12 protein-coding genes are annotated in these 15,223 nt (G+C 69.2%); 5 read left to right on the plus strand and 7 right to left on the minus strand.

Annotation, left to right across the window (positions count from 1 at the left end; translation table 11 throughout):
• Window positions 1-50: 50 nt before the first annotated feature.
• Window positions 51-542, plus strand: coding sequence for an ATP/GTP-binding protein (locus EV138_RS04810; protein WP_133977223.1), 492 nt, complete (start codon window positions 51-53; stop codon window positions 540-542).
• A gap of 41 nt (window positions 543-583) precedes the next feature.
• On the opposite strand, the gene recO is transcribed toward EV138_RS04810, so the two are convergent.
• Genes recO through EV138_RS04825 form a run of 3 tightly spaced genes read right to left on the minus strand, consistent with a single transcriptional unit; the run spans window position 584 to window position 3,315 of the window.
• Entirely contained in the window at window positions 584-1,324 is a 741-nt protein-coding gene (recO, locus tag EV138_RS04815) for a DNA repair protein RecO (RefSeq protein WP_133977224.1), read from the minus strand.
• A 12-nt stretch (window positions 1,325-1,336) separates the two neighbouring features.
• The gene (locus EV138_RS04820; RefSeq protein ID WP_238157960.1) at window positions 1,337-2,329 is read right to left on the minus strand and encodes an SDR family oxidoreductase; all 993 of its coding nucleotides are present in this window, start codon (window positions 2,327-2,329) and stop codon (window positions 1,337-1,339) included.
• Entirely contained in the window at window positions 2,326-3,315 is a 990-nt protein-coding gene (locus EV138_RS04825) for an aldo/keto reductase (protein ID WP_133977225.1), read from the minus strand. The genes EV138_RS04820 and EV138_RS04825 overlap by 4 nt, the downstream gene beginning before the upstream one ends.
• 221 nt (window positions 3,316-3,536) lie before the next feature.
• On the opposite strand from EV138_RS04825, the gene EV138_RS04830 reads away from it, so the two are divergent.
• Genes EV138_RS04830 through EV138_RS04840 form a run of 3 tightly spaced genes read left to right on the plus strand, consistent with a single transcriptional unit; the run spans window position 3,537 to window position 8,190 of the window.
• Entirely contained in the window at window positions 3,537-6,650 is a 3,114-nt protein-coding gene (locus tag EV138_RS04830; RefSeq protein ID WP_133977226.1) for an FtsX-like permease family protein, read from the plus strand.
• Window positions 6,647-7,492, plus strand: coding sequence for an ABC transporter ATP-binding protein (locus EV138_RS04835; RefSeq protein ID WP_133977227.1), 846 nt, complete (start codon window positions 6,647-6,649; stop codon window positions 7,490-7,492). The genes EV138_RS04830 and EV138_RS04835 overlap by 4 nt, the downstream gene beginning before the upstream one ends.
• The gene (locus tag EV138_RS04840) at window positions 7,489-8,190 is read left to right on the plus strand and encodes an ABC transporter ATP-binding protein (protein ID WP_133977228.1); all 702 of its coding nucleotides are present in this window, start codon (window positions 7,489-7,491) and stop codon (window positions 8,188-8,190) included. Before EV138_RS04835 ends, EV138_RS04840 begins: the two co-directional genes overlap by 4 nt.
• On the opposite strand, the gene EV138_RS04845 is transcribed toward EV138_RS04840, so the two are convergent.
• Window positions 8,187-9,194 carry a GNAT family N-acetyltransferase gene (locus EV138_RS04845; RefSeq protein ID WP_133977229.1) on the minus strand — a complete coding sequence of 336 codons (1,008 nt, stop codon included), beginning with the start codon at window positions 9,192-9,194 and terminating at the stop codon, window positions 8,187-8,189. The genes EV138_RS04840 and EV138_RS04845 overlap by 4 nt on opposite strands.
• A gap of 63 nt (window positions 9,195-9,257) precedes the next feature.
• Window positions 9,258-10,976, minus strand: coding sequence for a 2-isopropylmalate synthase (leuA, locus tag EV138_RS04850; protein ID WP_133977230.1), 1,719 nt, complete (start codon window positions 10,974-10,976; stop codon window positions 9,258-9,260).
• Between the two features lie 633 nt (window positions 10,977-11,609).
• Here leuA and EV138_RS04855 point away from each other — a divergent pair.
• Window positions 11,610-12,020, plus strand: a complete 411-nt coding sequence (locus tag EV138_RS04855; protein WP_133977231.1) for a PPOX class F420-dependent oxidoreductase — start codon at window positions 11,610-11,612, stop codon at window positions 12,018-12,020.
• A gap of 486 nt (window positions 12,021-12,506) precedes the next feature.
• Here the strand turns inward: EV138_RS04855 and katG are convergent, their stop codons facing one another.
• Both katG and EV138_RS04865 read right to left on the minus strand, forming a co-directional pair.
• The gene (gene katG, locus EV138_RS04860) at window positions 12,507-14,714 is read right to left on the minus strand and encodes a catalase/peroxidase HPI (protein WP_133977232.1); all 2,208 of its coding nucleotides are present in this window, start codon (window positions 14,712-14,714) and stop codon (window positions 12,507-12,509) included.
• Window positions 14,711-15,166, minus strand: coding sequence for a Fur family transcriptional regulator (locus tag EV138_RS04865; protein WP_112245632.1), 456 nt, complete (start codon window positions 15,164-15,166; stop codon window positions 14,711-14,713). Before EV138_RS04865 ends, katG begins: the two co-directional genes overlap by 4 nt.
• Window positions 15,167-15,223 lie beyond the last annotated feature (57 nt).

A 15,223-nucleotide genomic window follows, 5' to 3' on the forward strand; every position in this document is an offset into this window, starting at 1 on the left:
ACACGGTGGTTACTGATCCGTTGACGTTGGCGTATCGGGCGGTGGCTGCTATGCAGTTGCGGGAGCCGGTGGTGAAGAGTGCGCCTGGGGTGGGGCAGATCGGGCTCGTGAACATGCCGGTGTGGTTGTGGGTGGAGAAGTCGGAGAACACCTGGGGACCGATCAGCCGGGATGCGAGTGTTCCGGGGTTGACCGTTACCGCTACCGCGCAGGTGAAAGCGGTGGACTGGAGTATGGGCGACGGGAAGACCGTGCGGTGCGAGGGTGCCGGTACGGCGTACCAGAAGTCGTTCGGGATCAAGCCGTCGCCTGATTGCGGGTATTTGTATCGGAAGACCTCGCGCGACCAGAACGACTGCCAGTACAAGGTCGGGGCGACTGCGCGGTGGGACATCACCTGGCGGAGCACTCTGGGCGATACCGGTCAGCTCTCGATGACGCGCGTCGGCGCTACGCAACTTCGCATCGGAGAGGCCGTTCCAGTGCTGGTCGATCCCGACGGTGCTCAGGCGGCTGCTCCCAAGACGCCGGCCGCCTGCTAGAGGCCCGCAGCTCTACCCAGCGTGCCGAGAGGCTCCCGACGTTAGCGGTCGGGGGTTAGGTCTAGGTGGGGGAGGGAGCGGAGGTTGCGGTCGAGGTGGTAGGCGACGAAGGCGGCTACGAGGGTGTTGGCTTCGCGGCGGGAGCGGGGGTCGGAGCGTTCGGCTATGGGCCAGTCGCCGGTGAGGAGGGCGGAGAGGAGGGCGATGGTGGGTGGGGCGGGCATGGCGGAGGCCGGGGGGCGGCAGGTGGCGCAGACGACGCCGCCGGCGGCTGGGTTGAAGGCTCGGTGGGGGCCTTCCTCGCCGCATTTCGCGCAGTCGGCGAAAGAAGGGGCGTAGCCCGAGATCGCCAGTGACCGCAAAAGAAAAGAGTCCAGGACGAGGGCTGGTTCGCGTTCGCCGGTGGAGAGGGCGCGGAGGGCGCCGGCCAGCAGGAGGTGCTGCTGGGTGGCTGGTTCCTTCTCCTCGACGACGAGGCGGTCTGCGGTCTCCAGCAAGACCGTGCCGGTCGTGTAGCGCGCGTAGTCGCCGACGATGCCCTCGCCGTACGCCGAGATGGAGACGGCCTGCGTGACCACGTCGAGGGTTCGGCCGGTCGCGAGTTGCAGGTCGACGTGGCTGAACGGTTCGAGGCGCGCGCCGAAGCGGGACGACGTACGGCGGACGCCCTTCGCTACGGCCCGGATCTTGCCGTGGGTGCGGGTCAGGAGCGTGGCGATGCGATCGGCTTCACCCAGTTTCTGGGTGCGGAGCACGATCGCTTCGTCACGGTAGAGCGGCACCCGTCCAGTCTCTCACCCGCGTGCGAGGTACTCCGCCAGGCCGGTCGGCGGGTGCCCGGTGATGTCCTCGACCGCGCTGCTGACCTCGCTGAGTTCGCCGCTGGCGATGGCGGCGTACGACGTGACCCAGCCGGCCACCTCCCACGGCGGAGCCCCGAACGACTCCCGCGAGCGGTACGCCTCGTCCAGCGTCTCCGCCTCGTACCGGATCGGCCGGCCCCAGGCCTCGCTCATCATCGCCGCCGCCTCGGCCAGCGTGAAGGCCGCCGGACCGGTCAGGTCGTACGTCTGGCCCGAGTGCGCCGGCTCCAGCAGCACCTTCGCGGCCACGTCGGCGACGTCCTCCCGCAGGACCGCCGCGACGCGCCCGTCGCCCGCCGGCCCGCGGATCACCCCGTCCTCGCCCGCGAAGCCGGGGATGAAGTCGAGGTACATGTTGTCCCGCAGGAAGGTGTAGTCGACACCGGTCGCCAGGAGGTGCTGCTCTGTGTGCCAGTGGTCGCGCGCGAAGGTGAAGGTCGCGTTCGGCGCCGCCCCGACGAACGAGGTGTAGACGATCCGCCGTACGCCGGCCGCGACCGCCGCGTCGATCGTTGCCTTGTGCAAGGAAACCCGGTCGGCGGATTCGGAGGCGCTGACCAGGAACAGCGTCTGCACCCCGTCCAATGCGTTCAACAGCGCCGCGGTGTCCCCGTACGACGCCTGGGCGACCTGCGCGCCGGCCAACTCGGGAGCACGAGCAGGATCTCGTACTACGAGGCGCAGGGCGGCCCCTGCTGCCGCGAGCCGCCGCGCGACCCGCGAACCAACCTGCCCCGTCGCGCCCGTCACCGCGATCAACCCCGAGGTCGAGGGCAACTCGGCGCCCGCTTCGGCCTCGACCGGACTCAACTCCGGATCGAGGCTGTCCGCCGACCCCACCATTGCTCCCACCGAGCTCAGCTCCGGATCGAGGCTGTCCGCCGATCCCCCAGTCGGGCTCAGCTCGGGGTCGAGGGTGGTCACCGCTCGACTGCCTTCATGGCGGCCTCGCTGTACCGGTCCCCCGCCACCGCGTCCGGCGGGAACGCCTCGTCCAGCGCCGCGAGTTCCTCGGCCGACAGTGTCACGTCGATCGCACCGAGGTTCTCGGCCAGGTACTTGCGCCGCTTCGTGCCCGGGATCGGCGCAATGTCATTGCCCTGGGCAAGCAACCAGGCCAGCGCCAGCTGCCCGGCCGTCACCCCCTTGGCCGCGGCCAGCGACCGGACCTTCTCGACCAGGTCCAGGTTGCGCTGGAAGTTCTCGCCGCTGAACCGGGGCAGCCCGCGCCGCATGTCGTCCGGCTCGAAGTCGTCCGGCGACTTGAGCTGGCCGGTCAGGAACCCACGGCCGAGCGGGCTGAACGGTACGAACCCGATGCCGAGCTCGCGCAGCGTCGGCAGGACGACGGTCTCCGGGTCGCGCGTCCACAGCGACCATTCGCTCTGCACCGCGCTGATCGGATGGACAGCGTGCGCCGCGCGCACCGTCTCCCCCGACACCTCGGACAGCCCGAGATAGCGGACCTTGCCGGCCTGCACCGCCTCGGCCATCGCCCCGACGGTCTCCTCGATCGGGACCTCCGGATCGCGGCGGTGCAGGTACCAGAGGTCGACGTAATCCACCCCGAGCCGCTGCAGCGACGCGTCGAGGGCGGCGCGCGCGTACTCCGGCTTGCCGTTCACCACCGTCGGCAGGGTGCTGTTCCCCGACGACCACTGGAAGCCGAACTTGGTCGCCAGGATCGCCTCGTCGCGCCGGCCCGCGAGCGCCCGCCCGACGAGCTCCTCGTTCGCACCGTTGCCGTACACGTCGGCGGTGTCGATGAAGGTGCAGCCGGCGTCGAGGGCGGCGTGCACGGTCGCGATCGACTCGGCGTCGTCGTTGGACACGCCGTACGACTGGGACATGCCCATGCAGCCGAGGCCGAGGCTGGAAACGGTCAGTTCTCCGAGCTGGGATTCACGCATGCTCCGAACCTACCTGTGCCGCACCGCCGCGATGCGAGGGGTCCAGAGTTACTGAAAGTAGCCACAATCCTTCGCTGCGCAGCCGAAACCAGCCCTCCCGGCATGACATCCGTTGCTCCTGCAACAACTTTGTGTCATTTCAGGCCGACCCGACCGGACGGTCGAGCGACTTCGTATCGTCAGCAGGTCAGGTGTCCAGCGGGTTCCTGGGGGGTCCAGTCATGTTTCTGCGGCGCGCACTGCGGTACCGGTATGCCCAGGCACTGGTACTGACCGGCGTCTCGCTGCTGATCGGCACCTGCGCGGCATTCGCGCCCTGGTTCGCCCGCGCGGTCGAGCAGACGGTCACCACGGAAACCCTGCACAGCCAGCGTCAGTCAGCCGCCTGGCAACTGGAAGCGACGCCGCCGGCGGCGAGTGGTGTGGCGACCGCGAAGAAGCCCGAAGACCTGGCTCAACTCGTCCCCGCCGACCTGAAGCCACTGTTCAGCCCACCGCTCTACGGTCAGACCGTGGACGCCCAGTGGCGGCTCAGCACCGACCCCAAGGACGTCAAGGTCGTCGGCCGGCTGGTCTGGCGGGACGCGTACTGCGGCCAACTGGTCCTGATCGAAGGGCGCTGCCCGAAGGGGCCCGGCGAGGTCGCCGTCTCCACCGCCGACAAAGCGAACTTCAACGCGAAGACGGGCTCCGTCCTGATCGCGAAGCCGACCGACTACGCGGGCGGCGCCAACCTCACGGTGGTCGGCGTCTACAAGCCGGTCGATCCACTGGCCGACTACTGGTTCGGGCGTGCGCCGGTAGGCCGGTCACATCTGCCGGAGTTCCCGGATCCGGGCAGCGGGGACTTCCTGCTGACGGATCGCGCCACTTTCGTCAAAAGCATCTGGGGGCACCGCTCGACCCTGGATACCCGGCCCCTGGCCGGCGTCGTGCGGGCCGACGATCTGCAGCGGATCAAGGACGCCACCGAGCAGGTCGATGCCAATGCCTCCCAACTGGGGCTGGAGACCAGGAACGCGTCCGGGCTCGTCGGGGTGATCGACCAGATCCAGGCCGAGCGGAAGCAGGCCACCACGATCATCCCGCTGGTGATGGTCCAGGTCGCCCTGTTCGGCGTAGTGGTCCTGGCGCTGGCGCTGTCGGCAGTAGTGGATCAGCGTCGGCCGGAGATAGCGGTAGCTCGGCTCCGGGGGGCCAGCGCACGGCGTACCGGGCGGTCGTTGGCGGTGGAACTCGGAGTGGCTGTCCTCACTGGACTGCTGGCGGGGATCGGGACGGGATTCCTGCTGTTGCTGGTCGTGCGGGCGACCTGGCTGAACGGCGGCGCACCGATCGAGGTCCCCTGGACCGTGCCGGCCGCGGTCGCGCTGGCTGTTGTGGTGGGGATCGCTGTCGTCGTCTGGTCCGTGCGGAGTGTCGTGCAACAACCCATCTCGACACTGTTGCGCCGGGTGGTACCGCGGCGACGCAGCCGGGCGCTGGGGATGATCGACCTCTCCATCATCATGCTGGCCTCGGCCGGCCTGGTCGCGGCGCTCACCGGAGGTGGCCGCGGTCCCCTGCCGGTGCTGACGCCCACGCTGCTGGCGCTGGCCGTCGGGCTGACCTTCGCTCATCTCCTCTTGCCCGCCGCGGGATTCGTCAGCCGACGGGCCTTGCGTCGTGGCCGGCTGGGGCTGGCCCTGGGTGCTTTGCAGGTCTCCCGGCGACCGGCGGTGACGCGCATCGTCGCCGTCGTGGCAGTGGCGACCGCGTTGGCCTCGTTCGCCGGTCAGGCCGCTTCGGTTGCCGGTGACAACCGAGATCTTCGGGCCGGCTACGAGACCGGCGCCGAGGGCGTGTTGTCGATGTCCGTCACCGATCTCAGCAGCTTCAGCCAGGCCATCGACAAGATCGACCCGGATCGGCACTGGCTCACCCCCGTCGTCCTGTCCAGGCCGCCGTCGCCGGATGGGCTCACCGGCATGATGATCGAACCGGACAGCTTCCGCCGGATCGCCTTCCGCGGCGACCAACTCACCGACGCGGCCGGGTACGACGCTCTGAAGGCGCCCGCCAAGCCGGACCGGATCGATATCCACGGCCATGAGCTGACCATCACCGCGACCCCCGGCAAGCTGACTCCGGTCGCGGTGACCAGCTTCAACGGTCAGCAGCCCGCTCAGAACCCGGCGGCGAAATCGGTGATCCTGGAGGCGAACGTGGTCAGCCGGGCCGGTGGCGCGCGGTTCCTGGTTCGGTTCCCGCCGATGCCGCTGGTAGCGGGCAGGACGTTCGTCCTCAAGACGCAGATCGGCTGCCTGCAGGGCTGCCAGCTGGTCCGGCTCGGGCTCGCCCGAGGTCTCAACGATCCGGGCGGATTCAAGGGCCGGATCGAGATCGGCAAGCTCACGATGGAGGGTGGCAAGGCGGTCCCGCTCGGGGCGGCGGCCGATTGGAGGCCGGTCAAGGCCATCGACGGCACACCCGGCTCGATCGCGGTCGACGACCGCTCCGGTGGCGGCCTCGCCTTCGACCTGACCAACACCGGCAACGAGCAGTTCATCCAGCACGGTTCCGTCCCGGCCGTGGTGCCGGCCCTGATCAGTCCGGGGTTCGTCTTCAGCGACGCCACCACCGTGCCGGGGACCGACGGGCTCGCCGTACCGGTCCAGAAGATCGACCGCCCGCAGGGAACGATCAACCGGTATCCGCTGAACGCCGCGGTGGTCGACCTGGAGAACATCCGGCGGCTGGGCGGTTCGGTGGACCAGCTCTCGACCGAGTTCCAGGTCTGGCTGAACGCCGACGGACTGGCGAACTCGCAGCGGGTGATCGACGGCCTCGGGCAGGCCGGGATGGTGGCGACCCTGATCGACCGGCACAGCGACCGGATCGCCACCTACGGCCGGTCGGCCAGCGCCCTGGCTCTCCAGCTCACCCCGGTGGTCGGGATCGCGGGCTGGTCGCTGGCGATCATCGTGCTGCTGTTGATGGTGGTGACCTCGTGGCGGTCCCGCGCGCAGGACTACGCCAGCCTGCGGATCACCGGCGTACCGGCCGGCACCACCGGGCGGGCCGCACGCTGGGAGCAGACCGGGCCGGTCGCGCTGGCGGCCTTGCTCGGATCGGCCTGCGGGGTGTTCGGGGCACAGATCGCGCTGCCGATGATCCCGCTGTTCGCCGAGACACTGCTGAAGTCGCCGATCCCGCTCGACCTGCACACCAACTGGACCGTCGCCCTGCTGCTGTGGCTGATCGGAACGGCGGTGCTGACGACCACGACCCTTCTGCTGGGAACGGGCGTCAACCGCCGCGCCGGGTACCACCGGATCCGGGAGGAGCTGTCATGAGCGGGCTCGCGATCAACACCAGCGGCCTGGTGCACATCTACCGCAGCCAAGGCCATGATGTCGCCGCGCTGTCCGGTATCGGGATCTCCGTCCGCCCGGGTGAACTCGTCGGCCTGCTCGGTCCGTCGGGGGCCGGCAAGTCCACCCTGCTGCAGCTGTGCGGCGGCCTGCTCACCCCGAGCGCGGGCCGCCTGCAGATCGGCGAGCACCACATCGCGACGATGACCGAGGCCGAACTCGACCGGATGCGGTCCGGCGACGTCGGCATCGTGTTGCAGGGCGCCGGCCGCAACCTGATCCCCTACCTGACGCCGGAGGACAACATCCGCTACGCCCAGCGCGCGGCACCTCGCGGGCGCAGCTTGCCCAGCCCGGTCGAAGTACTGGAACTCGTCGGCCTGCGCGACCACGCCCGTACGCCGCTCGACCGCCTCACGCCAGGTCAGGTCCAGCTCTGCGCTGTCGCGGTCGGAGTCGCGACCTTCCCCGGCCTGCTACTGGCGGACGAACCGACCAGCCAGCTCGACCACCAGGCCCGCGACGAGGTCCTGAACGCGATCTCAACCATCAACGCCAGCACCGGGATGACCGTGCTGCTGATCACCCACGACCCCGAGGTCGCGGCGGTCCTCCCCCGCACCATCACCATCCGCGACGGCCGGATCGCCTCCGAGGGCCGCTCCGGCGAGGAGTTCGCGGTGGTCGCCACCGACGGATCGTTGCCGTTGCCACCGCATGTCGCCGAACTGCTGCCACCCGGCACCCTGGTCCGCGTCACCAGCTCCGAGGACGGCACTGGCGGCGTCCACCTCACCCCGGTCGAGCAAGAAGGTCAGGCATGATCACCGTCACCAATCTCAGCGTCGCGTACGGCGAAGTGCTCGCGGTCGCGGACGTGTCGCTGCGGGTACCGCCGGGGTGTGTGCTCGCCGTCAGCGGGCCGTCCGGGGCCGGCAAGAGTTCGTTGCTCTGGGCAATCGCCGGCGCGGTCCGGGCGAGTTCGGGCACGGTCGAGGTGGACGGCCTGACGATCACCGACCGGCCGGCCGCCGCGGCACACGGGGTCGTCCTGATCCCGCAGGGCAACGGGCTGGCCCGGGTGCTCACGGCGCGGGAGAACCTGTCGATGCCACTGCTCGCGGATCGCGCGCTGACCGCAGTACTGGCACGGCGTGACGAGGACGACGACGAGGAGCGCGAGCACACCCTCGACACCATCGATGGGACGATCGAGAAGGCGTTGAAGGACGTCGGCCTGGAGGACAGCGGGGATCACCTGGTCGAGGAGCTGTCCGGTGGCGAGCAGCAGCGGGTCGCGGTGGCGCGCGGACTCGCCCAGCAGGGCCGGGCGATCCTGGCCGACGAGTCGACCAGCGAACTCGACAGCACCAACCGCGAACGCGTCCTCGAACTGCTGCGCCGCGAGGCCGACCGCGGTGCCGCCGTCATCATCGCGACCCACGACCCCAACGTCGCCGCCGGTGCGGACGGCCACGCCACCATGGACGAAGGCCGCCTGAGCTGGGAACGTCGCCTTTAGCTCTGCTCGGCCAACGGCAGACTCAGCTCCAGCTCGTAGAGACGTTCTACCGGCCTGAAGCCGAAGCGGGCGTTGACTTTCTGCATCGGCGTGTTGGTGAGCGCGGTCCACGTGTGCAGCCACGCCTGAGTACTGCGGTGCTTCGCGAGTTGATCGAGGTTGGCGAGCTTCAGGTGGGTCCCGAGATTGTGGCCGCGGTGATTCCGTAGTACGAGCGTGTCGTCCTGCTGCGCATGCTCGGCGTCGTCCCTGGGCAACCACATCAGCGTGTAGCCGGCCGGGGCGCCGACGGTGGTGTGCGCCATCGTGACCAGGGCGAGGTAGTTCTTGGCCAGTCGCTCTTCGCTCGTCCGCAAGCGCTCGACCGTCCAGGGGGCACGCTCGTGCGTCATCCCGCCGGTCGGGACATCCTGGTCCATCGCCGTGCGGAGATCGGCGTACTCCGCCAGGTACTCCGGCGGACAAGGGCCGGCCCATGACGTCAGTCGATAGCCGTCGGGGTCGCCCGCGGTCTCCCTGAGTTCGCGCAGCCGCGTTTCGTCGTACGGAAGCGGTACGACGAGGTGGTCCTCGACGTTCTCGACGCTGAAGCCGAGGGCGGTCGCGAAGACCAGTCCGGGGGCGGTCTCGGTGGGAGCGCCGATCTCGGTCTGGAAGATCGTCCGGCCGAGTTCACTGGCTCGCGTCGTCGCCCAGTTCCAGAGTGCGGTGCCGATCCCGCGCCGGCGCTCGGCCGGTGGTACGTCGATCTCGACCTCGATCGCGTCCAGGTCCTCCTCGAGGCGGTACTCGAACAGCATCGCGCCGACGATCCGGTCGCCGTCGAACGCGGCGATCGGCAGCCTGGTCTTGGCCGGGCCGGGATTGCGCAGCGAGTACGCCAGTGCCTGGTGGCCCGCGACAATGGCTGCTTCCCGGCCCGCGGTCGCGCCGGCCCGCAGTACGGCGTACCACTCGTCGAACAGCGGTTCGCCGGACGGATCGATCTCGCGCACGGTGATCACCGGGCGAGTCTGTCCAACAAAAGAGTCGCCCGCTACCCAATTAGCAGCGGGCGACTCAGTGGATCAGCGGTTCGCGCGGTTGACGGCGGAGACGACCGCCTTCAGCGACGCGGTGAGAATGTTGGCGTCCCGGCCGACACCCCAGTAGACGTCGTCGCCGACCTCGCACTCGACGTACGCCGCGGCCAGGGCGTCACCACCGGCCGAGAGCGCGTGCTCGTGGTAGTCCAGCACCCGTACGTCGTACTTCAGCGGCTTGATCGCGTCGACGAAGGCCGACACCGGACCGTTGCCCTCGCCAACCAACTCGTGCGGTACGCCGTTCGCGTACACCTGCACGCGGAGCTGGTCGCCCTGCCCCTCACCCGAGGTCGAGTTGACCGTCAGCAGCGACAGCTTGCCGGGCGCCAGGTACTCGGTGGAGAAGATGTCCCACATCTGCTGCGGGCCGACCTCGCCGCCCTCGGTGTCGGTGTACTGCTGGATCACACGGCTGAACTCGATCTGCAGCCGGCGCGGCAGGTCGAGGCGGTGCTCCGACTTCATGATGTACGCGACGCCGCCCTTGCCGGACTGCGAGTTCACCCGGATGACGGCCTCGTACGACCGGCCGACGTCCTTCGGGTCGATCGGCAGGTACGGCGCCTCCCAGTGGATCTCGCCGACCGGCTTGCCCTCGGCGGCAGCCTGCTTGTCCAGCGCCTCCAGGCCCTTCTTGATCGCGTCCTGGTGCGAGCCGGAGAAGGCGGTGTAGACGAGGTCACCGGCGTACGGCTGACGCTCGGGCACCCGCATCTGGGTGCAGTACTCGACGGTGCGGCGGATCTCGTCGATGTCGGAGAAGTCGATCTGCGGGTCGATCCCCTGGCTGAACAGGTTCATCCCCAGCGTCACCAGGTCGACGTTCCCGGTCCGCTCACCGTGGCCGAACAGGCAGCCCTCGACGCGATCGGCGCCGGCCATCAAGGCCAGCTCGGTCGCGGCCACCGCCGTACCGCGGTCGTTATGCGGGTGCAGGCTGATCGTGCTGTGCTCGCGCCTGGTCAGGTGGCGGCCGAACCACTCGATCTGGTCGGCGTAGACGTTCGGCGTACTCATCTCGACGGTCGCCGGCAGATTCAGGATGATCTCGCGACCCTCGTCCGGCTGCCAGACATCGCTGACCGCCTCGCACACCTCGAGCGCAAACTCCAGCTCGGTGCCGGTGAAGATCTCCGGGCTGTACTGGTAGCCGAACTCGCAATCGCCGAGCATCTCGTCGGCGTACTTCATCACGGTCTCCGTGCCGCGTACGGCGATGTTGCGGCACTCCGCCTTGTCCACGTTGAACACGACCCGGCGGAACAGCGGCGCGGTCGCGTTGTACAGGTGGATCGTTGCCTTCGGCGACCCCTGCAGCGACTGCACGGTCCGCTCGATGAGCTCCTCGCGCGCCTGGGTCAGGACGGAGATCGTCACGTCCTCGGGGATCGCGTCACCCTCGATCAGGCTACGAACGAAGTCGAAGTCGTACTGGCTGGCGCTCGGGAAACCGATCTCGATCTCCTTGTAGCCCATCTTCACCAGCAGATCGAACATCCGCCGCTTCCGGGCCGGCGACATCGGCTCGACCAGAGCCTGGTTGCCGTCGCGCAGATCGGTCGACAGCCAGCGCGGCGTCGCGGTGACCGCTTTGGCCGGCCAGGTGCGGTCCGGCAGGTCGATCGGCGGAAACGCACTGTACCGGCCGATCGGCATCCCGGAACTCTGCTGAACAGGCTTGGGCTGATTCTTCGGTGCCATGATTTGCGGGTTCTCCTCGCGAGAGTCTGTACTGCGGGGTCTCAGTGCGACCGGCGTACGACAAAACTCCGCGGCGAGGGAACCGGCCTACGTCAGGCCTCGCCGCGGCAGCGAAGGAGAAGAACCAGGTGCCGCATAGTGCCTGCGACTCTACCCACAACCCGCGCCACAGGTCGAACCCGGGGTCTCGCGGGTCGAGACAGAGAGTGATCATGGGACTCGGCAAGCGGTCGGGGTGGGATCCGCGAATGGCGGCCGACCTGGTACGACGGCCCGCTTCGCGCCTCCTGCGTCGGCGCTCGACCCACCCACCCCAAGTCGCTGCTCCTTCGTCGCAGCTCAAACCACGACCTGCCAACCGGCTACCCCGTCATCGCCAGGTCGGGCAGATTGGGCGAGCCGCCGGTGGCCTCGCGACCCGGATATGACGGCCCGCTTCGCGCCTCCTGCGTCGGCGCTCGACCCACCCGCCCCGAGTCGCTGCTCCTTCGTCGCAGCTCAAACCACGAGCTGCCAACCGAGTGCCCCGCCCTCGCCAGGTCGAGCAGATCGTGCGAGCCGCCGGTGGCCGCACAGAGGCGCGAAGCCGGGCCGTCAGCCGCGGGTGTTTGTTTGAATTCTTAAGCTTCGAGTATGACTTCTGAGCTACCCGGGAGAGCCGGGCTTGGTGTGCTGGTGACGATCAAGCGGGACGGGCGGCCTCAGCTGTCGAACGTCACTTACCTGTACGACGGCCGGAGCGTGCGGATCTCGCTGACTGACCATCGGGCGAAGACGAAGAATCTTCGGCGCGATCCGCGGGCGAGCCTGTACGTGAATGGTCCCGACGGACGCTCGTACCTCGTTCTGGAGGGCAAGGCCGAGCTCAGCCCGGTCGCGCGGGACCAGCACGATGAGACTGTCGAGGCGCTGGTGGACTATTACCGGGAGGCGTCGGGCGAGCACCCGGACTGGGACGACTACCGCCGCGCGATGGTCGACGACGGCCGGCTGCTGTTCACGATGACGGTCGACCACTCGTACGGGATGCCGTCACCGAACTGACGGGGAAGCCGTCAAGCCGACGAGGATGCTCTCACCGTCCAGATGATGGCAACACCCGAGCTGGAGATGACGGGACAACCCGGCGGCAGTTCGCAGTTGAGCCGCGACCAAGAGCAGCGACTCGGAGCGGGATAGGCCCGGGAGCTGCCCGACCTGGAGATGGGGCGGCAACCCGGCGGCAGCTCGTGGTTTGAGCTGCGACGAAGGAGCAGCGACTCGGGGCGGGTGGGTCGAGCGCCGACGCAGGAGGCGCGAAGCGGGCCGTCGTACCCGGGTCGCGCGGCCACCGGCGGCTCGCACGATCTGCACGACCTGGCGATGACGGGGTAGCCGGTTGGCAGCTCGTGGTTTGAGCTGCGACGAAGGAGCAGCGACTCGGGGCGGGTGGGTCGAGCGCCGACGCAGGAGGCGCGAAGCGGGCCGGAGTACAAGCCGGGCCGGCTCCCCCGTGAGGGAACCGGCCCGGTTGCTTTCCGTTCGGACTGCTCAGCGCAGGTCGAAGCGGTCGAGCTCCATCACCTTCACCCACGCAGCGACGAAGTCCTTGATGAACTTCTCCTGCGCGTCGTCGGCGGCGTACACCTCGACGAGTGCCCGCAGCTGCGAGTTCGCGCCGAAGACCAGGTCGACGGCGGTTGCCGTCCACTTGACCTGGTCGCTGCCCAGCTCGCGGATCTCGAAGACGTTCTCCTCCGCGGCCGACGCCTTCCACTCCGTGCCCGCGGCGAGCAGGTTCACGAAGAAGTCGGTGCTCAGCGTCTCCGGCCGGTCGGTGAACACGCCGTGCTTGGCGCCCTTGACGTTGGCACCGAGCGCGCGCAGACCGCCGACGAGCACGGTCAGCTCCGGCGCGGTCAGGGTGAGCATGTACGCCCGGTCCAGCAGCAGGGTCTCCGGCGAGACCTTCTCCCCCGCCCGCACGTAGTTGCGGAACCCGTCGGCCCGCGGCTCGAGTACGGCGAACGTGTCGGTGTCGGTCTCCTCCTGCGAGGCGTCGGTCCGGCCGGGGTGGAACGGCACGGTGACTTCCTGGCCGGCCTTGCGCGCCGCTTCCTCCACGCCCGCGTTGCCGCCGAGCACGATCAGGTCGGCCAGCGAGATCCGCTTGCCACCGGTCTGCGCGCTGTTGAACTCCTGCTGGATCTGCTCCAGCTTCGCCAGTACGCCGGCCAGCTCGGCCGGCTCGTTGATCTCCCAGTTGCGCTGCGGCTCGAGCCGGATCCGGGCGCCGTTCGCGCCACCGCGCTTGTCGGTACCGCGGAACGAGGCCGCCGAGGCCCAGGCCGTCTTGACCAGCTGGCCGACCGAGAGACCGGAGTCGAGCAGCTGCTGCTTCAGCGTCGCGGCGTCGGCTTCGTCGATCAGCTCGTGGTCGACGGCCGGGACCGGGTCCTGCCAGAGCTGCTGCTCCGGGACCCATGGGCCGAGGTAGCGCGAGACCGGGCCCATGTCGCGGTGCAGCAGCTTGTACCAGGCCTTGGCGAAGGCGAGCTGGAACTCCTCCGGGTGCTCCAGGAACCGGCGCGAGATCTTTTCGTACGCCGGGTCGACGCGCAGCGCGAGGTCCGTCGTGAGCATTGTCGGGCGGTGCTTCTTCGCCGGGTCGTGGGCGTCCGGGATGCTTTCGTCGGCATCCTTCGCGACCCACTGGTACGCGCCCGCGGGGCTCTTGGTGAGCTCCCACTCGTGGCCGAACAGGTTCTGGAAGAAGCCGTGGCCCCAGCGCGTCGGCGTACTGGTCCAGGTCACCTCGAGACCGCTGGTGATGGTGTCGGCGCCCCTGCCGGAGCCGTAGGTGCTCTTCCAACCCAGGCCCTGGGCCTCGATCGGGGCGCCTTCCGGCTCGGGGCCGACGTGATCGGCGGGACCGGCGCCGTGGGTCTTGCCGAACGAGTGACCGCCGGCGATCAGCGCGATGGTCTCCTCGTCGTTCATCGCCATCCGGGCGAACGTCTCGCGGATGTCGCGGGCCGCGGCGAGCGGGTCCGGCTTGCCGTTCGGGCCTTCGGGGTTGACGTAGATCAGGCCCATCTGGACCGCGCCCAACGGGTTGGCCAGCTTCCGGTCATCGCTGTAGCGCTGGTCGCCGAGCCAGCTGTCCTCCGGACCCCAGAAGATCTCCTCCGGCTCCCAGACGTCCTCGCGGCCGAACCCGAAGCCGAAGGTCTGGAAGCCCATGTCCTCCAGGGCGACGTTGCCGGCCAGCACCAGCAGGTCGGCCCAGGAGATCTTCCGGCCGTACTTCTGCTTGACCGGCCAGAGCAGCCGGCGGGCCTTGTCCAGGTTGGCGTTGTCCGGCCAGCTGTTCAGCGGAGCGAACCGCTGCGCGCCGTCGCCGGCGCCACCGCGGCCGTCCTCGATCCGGTAGGTGCCGGCGCTGTGCCAGCTCATCCGGATGAACAGCGGGCCGTAGTGACCGAAGTCGGACGGCCACCAGTCCTGGGAGCTGCGCATCACCTCGACGATGTCGCGCTTGAGCGCGTCCACGTCGAGCTTCTTGAACTCCTCGACGTAGTCGAAGTCCTGGTCCAGCGGGCTGGCCTGCGGCGCGTGCCGGCGCAGGACCGAGAGGTCCAGCTGGTTCGGCCACCAGTCCCGGTTCGACCGGGGCGTGGGCACCGCGGGCGTCGGGGAGTCGATGGCGGGGTTCTCGCTCTCACTGCCGTGGTTGGCCACGTCAGGCGTCTCGGTCATGCTCTACCTCTCGATGTGGTGGCTGGTTCGGAACCGGCCGCGGAACAGTCGGGGCACAGCCCCCAGTACACGACCTCGGCCTCGTCGACGACGAAGCCGTGCCGTCCGGACGGGTGCAGGCACGGAGCCGCGCCGACGGCGCAGTCCACGTCTTCGATGGCACCGCACGACCGGCAGACCACGTGGTGGTGGTTGTCCGCCACCCGGGCCTCGTAGCGTGCGACCGACCCGGCGGGCTGGATCCGGCGTACGAGGCCGGCGTCGGTCAGCGCGCGCAGTACGTCGTACACCGCCTGGTGCGAGACGTCCGGGAGCTCCTCGCGGGTGGCGCGGATGATCGCGTCGGTGTCCGCGTGCGGGTGCGAGTGCACCGCGCCCAGTACGGCGAGCCGCGGCCGGGTGACCCGCAGCGCGGACTCGCGCAGCAGCTGCTGGAAGTCGGAGGTGGCCATCACCGGCAGTCTCCCCCGTATTCTGGAACGAGTCAAGAATACTTGCGACGGGAACTT

This window comes from Kribbella voronezhensis, from assembly GCF_004365175.1.
GTDB lineage: Bacteria > Actinomycetota > Actinomycetes > Propionibacteriales > Kribbellaceae > Kribbella > Kribbella voronezhensis.

Excerpts from the sequence above, each read along its gene's own strand:
- EV138_RS04830 (WP_133977226.1), top strand. The coding sequence starts at position 3,537 with ATGTTTCTGCGGCGCGCACTGCGGTACCGGTATGCCCAGGCACTGGTA.
- leuA (WP_133977230.1), bottom strand. The coding sequence starts at position 10,976 with ATGGCACCGAAGAATCAGCCCAAGCCTGTTCAGCAGAGTTCCGGGATG.
- EV138_RS04865 (WP_112245632.1), bottom strand. The coding sequence starts at position 15,166 with ATGGCCACCTCCGACTTCCAGCAGCTGCTGCGCGAGTCCGCGCTGCGG.
- EV138_RS04810 (WP_133977223.1), top strand. The coding sequence starts at position 51 with ATGCAGTTGCGGGAGCCGGTGGTGAAGAGTGCGCCTGGGGTGGGGCAG.
- EV138_RS04840 (WP_133977228.1), top strand. The coding sequence starts at position 7,489 with ATGATCACCGTCACCAATCTCAGCGTCGCGTACGGCGAAGTGCTCGCG.
- EV138_RS04855 (WP_133977231.1), top strand. The coding sequence starts at position 11,610 with ATGACTTCTGAGCTACCCGGGAGAGCCGGGCTTGGTGTGCTGGTGACG.
- EV138_RS04825 (WP_133977225.1), bottom strand. The coding sequence starts at position 3,315 with ATGCGTGAATCCCAGCTCGGAGAACTGACCGTTTCCAGCCTCGGCCTC.
- katG (WP_133977232.1), bottom strand. The coding sequence starts at position 14,714 with ATGACCGAGACGCCTGACGTGGCCAACCACGGCAGTGAGAGCGAGAAC.
- EV138_RS04835 (WP_133977227.1), top strand. The coding sequence starts at position 6,647 with ATGAGCGGGCTCGCGATCAACACCAGCGGCCTGGTGCACATCTACCGC.